We start from the raw sequence: 11778 nt of genomic DNA, 5'->3' as shown, positions 1-11778 counted from the left end.
TCAAATCTGATTGTTTTGATTGATGTCATTAAGAATAATTGACCCAGGATTTATAGTTATATTGTCTGAAATTTGCACTAATCCAAGCACCAGAACACGAGGTTCGATGATAACATTGTTGCCAATCACCGGCAATCCCGGCCCACCTCCAATATCTCTTTCAGGCGCTTTTAAAAGGCCCCCAACACCCACCTGCATTCCAATATATGCGTTGCAGCCGATTGCTCCCGAGATAACCACTCCAATTGGGTGAGGCAAAAATAGCCCACGACCGATTTTGCTCGATGGTGGTAAGTCAGCCTTGGTCCAAATATTATTAAATATCCAAATTCCCCAGCCAATAAATTTAAAACCACATTCGTGGGCCAGTCGAGCTAAGCGATAGAGAACAATTGCATGGTAACCGCGGTGAAGTTGAGGTAGAGATATCCCACGTCGTTTCCAGTGCTCTTTATCAGCTCTCAGACCATCTCTCATCTGCGACCAACTTAAGACCCATTTGCTTGACATTTATGTTTTCTTTCTAGTAAGCGGCCATATCACTATTGCAAAAAATTAATTCCTCGAAAAATGTAAGCTTATCTGATAGTACGATTTGGCTTATGTTTGATATACAAGGCGCTATTCGCTTGCCCACAAATGGGAATACGCGGAAGGATCATCTAGATTAGCATAATGAAGCCTTCAGGAACTCCCTGACCTTTGCTTGTTTAACGAATTATTTATATTTGCTCGTTTTGAGGAGTATTGCTGTCATAATGTGATTGACGATGCGGACCTTCACACCGATCGCTTCGGTCTCACCAGAGATAGTAATGAGCAAAATATTCTCGTACAAATGAACGGTCAATCTAAGCAATCATCGCTGCAGGGCGCGGTTTTAGATGTAGGTACCTGGAACTTCAGCACCAAAGCCGCCGTTGATTCTGATCCGAGTGAAGGCCACCACATACATCTGGTAGCCGTCGGGAGCCGATAGGCAATACCTTTCGGCTGTCTACTTCGTAAGCCGCCGTCACTTGCAATCTCCAAGGCCGATTGAGAGGCGCTATAAGAACCTACGCGGCATGCCTGGACCTCGGCTCACATGTCGGCGCGGCGAGTAACCAGCGCCATTACCCACGGGTTGAACCCCGTACTCAGTAATGCGCGCGGCATCCGATTGACGTAGGCGCGTGCCGCCGTACGCGCGAAGGCCGGAACCCGCGAGAAGTCGAGAAACCCGCCGATGCTGCGAGCCTCCATCGCGTAGGGCAGGCCCTCAAGGTAGCGATGAACGTCCGGGTATGCCCAGAGAAAATTTTCCCCCCAGGTCCGGTGAACCGTCGCGCCGAGCCGGCGCGCGAGCCAGCGCTCCCAGGAGGTCGCCTGGCTGTCGGGACCGTGGGCCACGTCGATCGGAAAGGCGCGGTTGGGGCCGCCGATCAGCATCCGCCCACCCGGCGAGAGGACGCGGAAGATCTCCCGCAGCCACTGCCGGCGGACAGCGTGCCAGTCGGGACGGCGGTGGGCGTGGCCGTCGGTCGTGCCGACGTGCTCGATGGCGCCGAAGGTGAAAGCGAAGTCGATGCTGCCGTCGAGGAAAGGGAGCTCGAACGCGTCCGGATCGACCAAATAGAACCGGTCGGCACTCCGGCCGGCCGAGGACCAGCGGCGCGTCAGCCCGGGCAGGTCGATGCCGTAGCTCTCGTAGCCCTCCGTTTCCAGAGCCACCGCCATGCCACCCATGCCGCAGCCTACGTCTAGGATGGTCCGGACCGGAGCTTCTTGTACGATCGGCAAGACGAAGGCCCGGGCCTTGGCCGCCTGGAAGTCGTTCTGCGCGTCGACGTAGGCTTCGTCACAGGTCTCGTCCCGTGTCCAAGCGCGTGGTAGGAGACCGCGATAGCCATCGAGTGTCGTGATGGGTGATCTCAGCATTGTGTTAGGCTCTTTCAGATCGTTCATATAGCCGGGACCAACAGTGAAACTGGACCAGATCGACATCCACACCGCCGGACCCATGGTTGAGCAAAAAAGCAGTGAGGTGCGATCATTGCTATTTCTGATTGTATTAAATCGGTCCATGCAACTGCGTAGAATACGCAGACTCGGATTTCGATCGCCCCCCCCCGCCTGCCCCAAAGAAGTGGTCTTCCCTGACTTATGCGTTCCAGCCATGGGGAGGCTCTTGTCAGTAAACGTGTGGGTGCTTTCGCTCGGCCTCGCGCTGCTGGCGCAGGACTTGTCCGATCTGAAGGTGCCGCTTAAAAAGTCCGCCCGCTGGATCGAGGCGACTCGTGCCGACCTCGTCGCATGGTGGCGCCGTCAGAAGCGGTAGGTAACGTTGCCCTTCGCCCCGTGGTCCTGCGCGCGGCTACCGACTTGCCCGGCATAGGATAGGCCGACGGTCATGGTAGGCAGAACGACCCAGCTGAGACCGGCCTCCATCACCACCGCGCTGCGATCGACCGGCGCGCCGCGGGTCAGCGCCGAGACGCCACCGGTGTTGAAGGCCAGAAGTGCGGTTGGCGTCACGTCGCCGAAGGCGCCGCGATAGCCGACGAGCCCGCGCAGCAGGATCGGCAAGCCGCCGATGAAGCCGTCGATCCGCGCCTCTGCCCGTACGCCCGCCGTGGCGGTCGTCACGGTGGTGTCGCGCGCCGCGCCGGCCAGTGCCGCCGCGCCGCCCAATTCCGAGAAGGCGTCCTGGCCGACGCGGATCATTGCGCCGCCGACGAAGGGCTCCAGCGTTAGGCCGGCGAGATCCATGCGGTAGCCGACCTCCCCAAACGCCTGCGCGACGCTGCCGCCGTAGGCGGCGTGAGTGTTGTCGCGGAAGCCGGCGAAGGCGACGTCGCGCCGGGTCTCGGTGTCGCTGACGCCGTAGAGGCCACCGATCCTTAGATCGAACGCGCCCAGCCCGATCCCGGCATAGACCGACCCGAACCCGGTCTGGACGTTGCCACGCGACAGTCGCAGCGGCACGTCGAGCGCGGTGTCGGTGTAGCCGGCTGCTGCGCCGACGCGGATCATGTCGCTCGCCGCCACGTCGCCGCCGACAACGAGGCCCGCGGTGTTGCGCCCGAGGGCGGCCGCGTTGCCGTCCGAGGCAGTGCGGCCGAAGCTGCCGAAGCCCTGGCCCCAAAGGCCGACGACCCGCTGGTCGAGGCTGCCGGGTCCGAGGCCGGTGCCGCATTCGGGCACAGAGTTCAGCGGTACCCTGGCGACCGGCGCGCGCTCGGCCGGCAGGCCGGAACCGGCCGGCGTGCAGGTGAGCCCGGCGCCGTCTGCCCAGCGCATCCTGTCGAGGATCGCCTCGCGCACCAATCCGCCGGCCTCGACGAGGGCGGTAACCGCGCTGGCGTGGACCTCGCCCGAAAGCGCGTCGAAGGCCTGTCGGGCCTGAGCGGTGGAGAGTGGGCCAACCGCGTCGTAGACGGCGTTGCCGGTGCCGAGCGATTGCGCGCGTCGTCCGGCGGCGACGCCGTTGAAGGTCGCGCCGGCGGTGTCGAAGCCGAGGTCGTTGCGGGCCAGATGGAGCTGCACGGCATCGTCCGCATAAGTCAGCGACGGCGTCAGGAAGGCGAAGTTCGCGGTCACGCCGGCGAACCGCCCCTGCACGCCGCCCGCGGCGTCGAGGATCGTGTAGGTGGTGTTTGCGCGGTAGGTGCCGGCCTGCGCCTGTACGTCGACGAGACCGCCGCGCAACGTCGCGATGCCGCCCGCCACGATCCGGTCGCTGTGGCCGGCGGCGTCCGCCTTCACCTGGTAGGTCGAGGCTGCCTCGAACAGGACGTTGCCGTTGGCCAACAGCGTACCAATCGCATCGTAGCCGGGAGCCACGCGGCCACCACCTCGGATGCTGAGGCCGCCGAGCGTGCCGGTTCCCTCGATGATCGCGCCAGAGGCGACGGAAACGTCGGCCGCGCCGAGGTTGCCGCCGACCCGCAAGCGCCCCTCCGCCACCGTCACGCTGCCGGCGAGTGGGCTGTTGCCGGAGAGATCGAGCCGCCCGGCGCCGGCCTTCACCAGCGCGCCGGTACCGTCGATGGTGCCGGAGAACAGGGTATCGCCGCCATTCGAGCCCACGGTGAAGGTGGCGCCGCCGAGTGAAACCCGGCCGTCGCCGTTGAGCGCGGCGACGCTCTGGTTGGTGCCGGCGAGGTCGAGGCTTCCAGCCCCGGCGACGATCAGTGTCGTGGCCGCGGGGAGAGCGCCGGCGATCCCGGAGCGCAGGATCCCGTTGGTGACCGTGGTGGCGCCGGAATAGTTGTTCGCTTGGGTGAGAAGCACGGTGCCATCGCCGCTTTTGGCTAGAGAGCCGGACCCCGACAAGACCGCATCGACGGTACCGGCCTGGAGCCCGTAGATTGTGCCGCGCAGGGTGCCGTTGCGGATGGTACCGGCGGTGAGCACCACCGGGCCGGCGCTCGCGCTGGTACCGCCGAGGTCGAGCGTTCCGCCGCCGACCACGAGGGCGGCGTCCGCAGCGCCGAGGCGTCCAGTCGAGGTCAGTTGCAGCGTTCCGCCGTCGACGCGGGTGCCGCCTGAGTAAGTGTTGGCGCCCGACAGCGTCACCGTGCCAGCGCCGGACTTCACGAGCGGGCCGGGTCCGGTCAGCGCGGCATCAATACTGCCGGATTGCACGTCGTAGACCGAGCCGCGCAGCGTCCCGTCGGCAATGGTGCCGCCGGTGAGCCGGACCAATCCGACGTTTTGCGTCGTGCCGCCGAGGTCGAGTCGTCCGCCCGAGACCACCAGCGCTGCGTCGGGCACACCGAGCGTCCCGGCCCCCGTCGTCGACAGCGTCCCGGCAGTGAGGCTGGTGCCGCCGGCATAAGTATTAGCGGCCGAGAGCGTGACGCTGCCCGTGCCAGCCTTCGAAAGGCCACCAGAGCCGCCGACCGAGCTCGCCAGAGTCACGTCGTCCGGCCCGTCGCAGGCCAGACCTGTCGTGGTCGCCGCGCAGGCGGCGTGCGCCGGACCCACCGGCACCGTCATCGCCGCCATGCCGAGTATCAGCGGCAGCAAGGCGGTCGTCGCGAGTAGGCGGCTTCGCGGCGGGCAGGAACTGGCGTGCGACATGCGGCCATCCGAGGGCGCGAAGAGACGGTCCGGCGGTCGAGCGGCCACCAGCCGAGTGCCGAGCGTGACGGCACGACGACGCGGTGAAGACGGATTCCAAGTGGCGGCGAAACAATTAACGCGGCCTCAACCACGTTGAAAAAATACAATCGCGGGTTGTTTTTCTCGATCGACATCGGTGCCCCCCTTGGCAAGCCGCGTGTAAGTGCCTGACCGATCAAGGTCCGTGGCGAGGTTGAGCGGCTAAGGTGGCAACGAACCCTACAAGGCGCTGAAACCTGACCTGGACCTGCAATGTGGACCCCAGGCCAACGCGGCAGATGCATGGCCGTTCGGGCCTATGCGATAAAATGATCTGACGGACGCCGAGTGGACCGTAATCACGATCCTAATTCTAAAACCGGCGCCGTGTAAAAATCTTCCAGTTCATACTATACGAAACATCCTGAGATTCAAATTCCACAATCTGCGTAGGAACATTGCTTGGCGGCTGACCGTATTGGATCCTTAAACACCCCGAACAGATGTGACCCGACGGCAGATGGAAGATTGCTTGCGGAGCGCGCCGACAACTGTCGGCACGGCTGACAAGGTCGATAGCTGCCGTCCCTCATCGTGGGTAAAACAATCGTTTTATTGGCACATGACCATTTCGACTACGACGGCAGGATCAGAGCGGTAAGGCCTGACCCCTATCGATACCGGCAAGCCTCCGTCGCAATCGGTTTCTAACGCCGCAGCCGGCGGACAGGGCAGGATTTCCGCGCTGTTTTAGGCGAGAACGAGACGGAAGCCGCCGGGCATGGCCACTTCGTGAGCGCACAGCGCGTCGCGGGCGAGCATCGCTGTGGCCCGTTTCATCGCGACCTCGTCAGAGCTCAACTCGACGCCGATCTAGAACCGCGTTTGCGAACCGGCTCGATCGCGCGCTTGCAACAAATGGCAACACGTCAGCCCCACGGCGGACGGATACCGTGCAAGACACTCTGAAAAATTATCGGAAGTTCCATGCGCGGTCTGCATCCCCCGCATCCAAAGAATCAGCAGTGTTTACGCAAATCCGATCATAAATTCGTATTTTCAAATGCCTCATCCCGTTGTAGCGAGCAGACAGAAACGCAATGCTTTACTTAATTACAACCATTGGTTGTATATATCTATGGACTTTTCATCCCATGATCGATAAATCACTACTCGTCTCATCTTCTGAAACGAATGCCGATGATCCCCGTATCGGCACGGTCTTCGGGCCGGGGCGGACAAGCGTTGCCGGGAGCGTGACAGTAAAGCGGATCACCTGCGTACATCAAGGCTTCGAGCTCTACGGCTCAGACCGGTGCTTCGTCGAAACGGTACAGACCATCCGTGCGGCCTATCCGGCTGCACAGATCGACGTGGTGCTGCCACGCTCAGGCCCGATCTTGGCGGCGCTGGAGGCGATCGACTGCAACATCATGATCGAACCGCTTTGGATCCTCCGGCGTAAAAACCTAATCCGGCTTGCCACGGTCGGCATGATGGCGCTGCCCTTCGCGGTGGCTCGGGCCTTGCGCCGGATCCGTGCGAGCGACCTCGTCTACATCAACACCACGGTGGTGGCCGACTACCTTCTCGCCACCCGGCTCCTGCCGGGTCGTAGCGTCGTGCATGTCCACGAGATACCGGAGGGGGCGGTGCTATCGGTGTTGCGGGGGCTGATCCGTTGGAGTGGGGCCAACGTGGTCTTCAACTCGCGCGCCACGGAAGCCGCCTACGCGATGCCGGCCTCGGTCATGTCACGGGTCGTCTACAACGGGATCACCGGGCCGACGCTGCCGAACCAGCAGGATTATGACGGCTCGCGTCCGCTACGCCTGCTGATGCTCGGGCGGATCAGTCGGATCAAGGGGCAGGACGTATTGGTCGAGGCGCTGGCTTCCCTGCCTGCTGCCGTGCGTGAAAAGATCGAGCTGCGCATCGTCGGTAGCGCCTTCGAGGACACGGCGCGCGAGGCAGCGCTGGCCGCCCGCATCGCCGAGGCTGGCCTCTCCGAGCAGGTCAGTATGCAGCCCTTCGTCACCGACCCGAGCGACCTCTACCGCTGGGCCGACGTGGTGGCGCAGCCCTCGCAGATGCCTGAATCGCTTGGCCGTGTGGCGATCGAGGCGATGTCTTACGGCATGCCGGCGCTTGTCACGAACCTTGGAGGCCTGAAAGAAGTGGTGACCGACGGCGCAACGGGGTGGGTCGTTCCGGCTGGGTCGCCGACGCCGCTCGCAAAGACCCTGGCAAAGATCGTCACCGATCCGTCCACCTGGCACGACTTTGGTGCTGCGGCACGCGCACGCTATGAGAGCGTGTTCTCGGCACCCTCGGCCGCCAAGGGGATCAGCGCCATGCTGCGGCTCACCCTTCACGGATCGCGGCAGGGCCCCGCCGGAGCGGCGAACAAGGTGTCGATGCACAAGTCCGTTTAATCCCGCACGATCCAGAGTCGGTCCGTTCCTACGGGTGCATTTTGACATCAATCGCGGCGGCAGGTGCTGTCGAAGCCATTCATAGACGTGCGCGACGACCCGTTGACGAGACAACGCTGAATAGTCCGTTAGTCACCGCCGCTTCCGCTGCCATCACCGCGACCGCTGCCATCACCTGAGCTACCACCCGCGTGTCCATGCCCGGAACCATCCGGCGATGTGTGTAGGGCGGTGACAAAACCATTCACTGGAGCGTCGGCGCCGTGCTGATGCGGGCGGGGTAAAAGCCGGCCAGTTTGAGAGGCTTCTCTTTCGGGAGGGGCCCAGGATGTTTGCCGTGGAAGTCTACGCGGCCGTTCGGCAGTTCGTTTTCATCGACGGCCACTCTCGTCGTGAGGCAGCTCGGGTATTCGGGCTCAATCGCGAGACGATTGCCAAGATGTGCCGGTTCTCACTGCCACCGGGCTACACGCGCTCGAAGCCGATCGAGAAGCCGAAGCTGGGGCCGCTGCTGCCGGTGATCGATGCGATCCTGGAGGCGGACCGGATCGCACCCGTCAAGCAGCGTCACACGGCCAAGCGGATCTTCGAGCGTCTGCGCGACGAGCACGGCTACGCTGGCGGCTACACGGTGGTGAAGGATCACGTCCGGATCGCACGCGCGAGTGGGCGGGAGACCTTCGTGCCGTTGGCGCACCCGCCGGGTCATGCCCAGGTCGACTTTGGCGAAGCGATCGCCACCATCGGCGGCGTACGCCGGAAGATCCACTTCTTCTGCATGGACCTGCCGCATTCCGACGCCTGCTTCGTGAAGGCGTATCCGCGGGAGACCACCGAGGCGTTCCTCGACGGGCATGTCGCTGCCATCGAGTTCTTCGACGGCGTGCCGCTGTCGATCCTCTACGACAACACCAAGATCGCGGTCACCAAGATCTGCGGCGGAGGCCAGCGCGAACGTACCCGTGCCTTCACCGAGCTGGTGAGCCACTACCTGTTCCGGGACCGCTTCGGGCGTCCGGGCAAGGGCAACGACAAGGGCAAGGTCGAAGGCCTGGTCAAGTACGCCCGGTCCAACTTTATGACCCTGGCCCCGGTGGCGGCGTCCTTCGAGGCGCTGAACGCGGATCTGGAGCGACGCTGCCGGACCCGGCAGGATGAGCGGGCCGGACAGCATGCCGAGAGCATCGGCACGCGACTGGTCGCCGATCGTGCCGTTCTGCGTTCCTTGCCGGCGGTCCCGCTGGAGCCCTGCGAGAAGCGGGCTGGGCGCGTCTCCTCGACCGCGCTGGTTCGCTACCGCTGCAACGACTACTCGGTGCCGACCGCCTACGGCTTCCGGGACGTGCTGGTGAAGGGCTTCGTCGAGGAGGTCGTAATCCTATGCGGCAGCATCGAGATCGCCCGGCATGAGCGCAGCTACGGCACGGGCGTGTTCGTGTCCGATCCGCTGCATTACCTCGCGCTGATCGAGACCAAACCGAACGCTCTCGACCAGGCGGCCGCGCTCCAGGGCTGGGATCCGCCCGAAGCGTTCCAGCACCTGCGCCACCTCCTGGAGGCGCGCATGGGGAACGGCGGCAAGCGCGAGTTCATTCAGGTGCTGCGCCTGATGGAGGCGATGCCGAAGGACGTCGTGGCCTCGGCCGTCACCGACGCGATCCGGCTCGGGGCGATCGGCTTCGACGCGGTCAAGCTGATCGCACTGGCCCGGCTCGAACGACGACCGCCCCGGCTCGACCTGGCGGCCTATCCGCATCTGCCCAGGACCATGGTGAGGACGACCGTGGCCGCCGACTACGCCGTGCTGGTGCCGGAGGTGGCGGCATGAGTGCGGCACGTGACGAGACGATGTCGGGCGGCGGCACCGGCGGCACGCCGGGGATCCTGCTCGCCCACCACCTCAAGCAGCTGAAGCTACCCACAGTGCTGCGCGAGTACGACAAGGTCACCCGGGAATGCGCCCAGGGCGGCATCGACCACCCGCGCTACCTGCTCCGGCTGGTCGAGCTGGAACTGATCGATCGCGAACGGCGCATGGTCGAACGCCGGATCCGGTCGGCACGCTTCCCAGCGGTAAAGAGCCTCGACACCTTCGACTTCACCGTGATCCCGAGCCTGAACAAGATGCTCGTGCTGGAGCTGGCGCGCTGCGGCTACATTCTCGGCCGAGAGAACGTGATCGCACTTGGCAACTCCGGCACCGGCAAGACCCACATCGCCTTGGCGCTCGGCTTGGCGGCCTGCCAGAAGGGCTTCTCGGTCGCGTTCACCACCGCGGCCTCTCTGGTCAACCAACTTCTGGAGGCACGCGACGAGCGCCGTCTGCTTCGGCTGCAGCGCGAACTGGCTTCGGTGAAGCTGCTGATCGTCGACGAACTCGGCTACGTGCCGCTCTCGCCGACGGGGGCCGAGTTGCTGTTCGAGGTCTTCTCCCAGCGCTACGAGCGCGGCTCCACCGTGGTGACTTCGAACCTGCCGTTCGAGGATTGGGCCTCGGTCCTGGGCTCGGAGCGGCTCACCGGCGCGCTGCTCGACAGGCTGACCCACCACGTCAGCATCCTGAGCCTGAACGGCGACAGCTACCGCCTCAAATCCTCCCGCAGCCGGCGCGGCCGCGCCGACGGCAGGGCGGAGCAAAACCAGGCCACCACCGATCCCCACGATCCCGAGACGGGCGAGATCCTACCAGCTTGAGCCTCATGGTCGGCGACGAACGATGAAGGGGTCCGATCGGGCCCCTTCATCGTTCCAGCGGCCGGCCGCCACCGGCCTGGTTTTACTCCGCCACAGCGGCCTGGAATTGGTCCGCCCTTTACATCCAAAGCGTCATGAAGACAGCGAAGCTGAAGATGAAGACTTCGAGGGCATGATTCTGGTCCATCCACGAACCTCATCGGCTGTGTCCGGGGCGGAGAGCATACGCACTATCGCTGAGCCAAAGCCAGCAGCCTCTACCGCTTCAATGACATGCACGATCAAGGGGCAACATCTCGGCCAAGGGCGATCGGATTTACCACCTGCCGGGCACGAACTCCTACACGCGCACCGTAATTGATGAGAAGGCCAGTGAACGCATGTTCTGCACCAAGGATGAGGCGAAGGCGACTTGGTAGCGAGCGCCACAATTATACCCGGCAGCAAAACTAAAAGGCTTATGTCAAGACGAAACTTAAACAAATTATGCAAAGTACGAATATGCTAGTGCCGTCGGGACAGCGATTGTACTTATAATGGACAATGCCATAAGAGAGACAACGACATCTCCGTGCGTTTTTGGCTTATCTTTTAGTATGTAATCAGCCGGCACTGACAACATCAAGAATGGCAATGAACATATGACAAAGACCGCGCACAATGCGTAGTACGGGATCACCGCCACAATTAGCAGCGGGACCGAGAGATCAAGCCGTTTCGTTCCGCTCAACGTCGAGGACATGTAGGACACGGAGCCGATCCTTGTTCCACGTGAAATGCAATCAGAGATAGAATTGCACTTATTGCCACAACCGCAATGGCAAGCCGCCGCGTTCGCGCGTCGGAGAATACGCAGGCTCGTGATTGATCCGCGGCGCCGGTTCCAGGAAGTCCGCTCAAAAACGCCCCTGAGCGAATCCGGTGTCGCCGTACGAGCGCCTATGCAGATACGAGCTTTTAAGGCCCGTGGCCGCTGCGCACTGGCTGAGGAAGTCCTCGCGTGGCAATTCAAACTATGACCGAGCTGGATGCGAAGCGCTGCGAAGTGAAGGTTGACGGAGTTTGGCTCGCTGTCCGCCTCATCGAGGCGCAGGGGAAGTACGCAAAGGCTGAGAAACGCTGTCCGGTTTGCCACGGCCGCGTAGCCGTCGCCGGATCGTACACCTCAGTTGTGAAGCGTACGCTGATGCATCGCCGGGTCCACGATGGTTGCCCCCTCATCTCAAGGGCTTACCGTGGCACACCTTCGTTGCATCCAGAAGCGGTGGAGTAGCTTTAGGCTGATGGCGTCTTCGGAGCAGTAGCAATGAGCACCACGATCACCCGCGACTTGCTCAAGGCCAAAATCGTCACCAACGACGAGGTGAGCGCCGCCGTGGACGTGTTCATGACGGACCTGACGACGCGCCTTTTCCAGTTCAAGAGCGGTCACAGTGGTCAGCCCCCATTGAAGTGGTCCGCCCTTTGGTATGGCTTTTGAGCCTGGAGGACGGACGAGATGGCAAAGCACCCGAAGCCCGAGGAGATCGTCACGAAGCTACGTCAGGCGGACGTTCTGATT

8 protein-coding genes are annotated in these 11778 nt (G+C 62.8%); 5 read left to right on the top strand and 3 right to left on the bottom strand.

Annotation, left to right across the window (positions count from 1 at the left end; genetic code table 11):
- Both FV226_RS24960 and FV226_RS24955 read right to left on the bottom strand, forming a co-directional pair.
- Positions 1-510, bottom strand: a complete 510-nt coding sequence (locus FV226_RS24960; protein WP_147765031.1) for a serine acetyltransferase — start codon at positions 508-510, stop codon at positions 1-3.
- 573 nt (positions 511-1083) lie between these two features.
- On the bottom strand, positions 1084-1986 hold the full coding sequence (locus FV226_RS24955; RefSeq protein WP_187273788.1) for a class I SAM-dependent methyltransferase: 903 nt from the start codon (positions 1984-1986) through the stop codon (positions 1084-1086).
- A gap of 184 nt (positions 1987-2170) precedes the next feature.
- On the opposite strand from FV226_RS24955, the gene FV226_RS28195 reads away from it, so the two are divergent.
- Complete coding sequence (locus FV226_RS28195) at positions 2171-2320, top strand: hypothetical protein (RefSeq protein WP_187278850.1); 150 nt, start codon at positions 2171-2173, stop codon at positions 2318-2320.
- Here FV226_RS28195 and FV226_RS24950 read toward each other — a convergent pair.
- A complete protein-coding gene (locus FV226_RS24950) occupies positions 2308-5067 on the bottom strand; it encodes an autotransporter domain-containing protein (RefSeq protein WP_147765029.1) in 2760 nt (919 codons plus the stop codon). The genes FV226_RS28195 and FV226_RS24950 overlap by 13 nt on opposite strands.
- A 1175-nt stretch (positions 5068-6242) precedes the next feature.
- Between FV226_RS24950 and FV226_RS24945 the strand changes: the two genes are divergently transcribed.
- The 4 genes from FV226_RS24945 (at position 6243) to FV226_RS28190 (ending at position 11697) form a co-directional block, all read left to right on the top strand.
- Positions 6243-7523 carry a glycosyltransferase family 4 protein gene (locus FV226_RS24945; RefSeq protein WP_147765028.1) on the top strand — a complete coding sequence of 427 codons (1281 nt, stop codon included), beginning with the start codon at positions 6243-6245 and terminating at the stop codon, positions 7521-7523.
- A gap of 328 nt (positions 7524-7851) precedes the next feature.
- A complete protein-coding gene (gene istA, locus FV226_RS24940; RefSeq protein WP_147765027.1) occupies positions 7852-9351 on the top strand; it encodes an IS21 family transposase in 1500 nt (499 codons plus the stop codon).
- Entirely contained in the window at positions 9348-10217 is an 870-nt protein-coding gene (gene istB, locus FV226_RS24935; RefSeq protein ID WP_187278849.1) for an IS21-like element ISMex8 family helper ATPase IstB, read from the top strand. Before istA ends, istB begins: the two co-directional genes overlap by 4 nt.
- A gap of 1306 nt (positions 10218-11523) precedes the next feature.
- The gene (locus FV226_RS28190) at positions 11524-11697 is read left to right on the top strand and encodes a hypothetical protein (protein WP_187278848.1); all 174 of its coding nucleotides are present in this window, start codon (positions 11524-11526) and stop codon (positions 11695-11697) included.
- The last annotated feature ends 81 nt before the right edge of the window (positions 11698-11778 follow it).

This window comes from Methylobacterium sp. WL12 (assembly GCF_008039475.1).
GTDB lineage: Bacteria > Pseudomonadota > Alphaproteobacteria > Rhizobiales > Beijerinckiaceae > Methylobacterium > Methylobacterium cerastii.
Note: the sequence above shows the minus strand (reverse complement) of the source record. Positions and strands in the feature narration are given on the sequence as shown.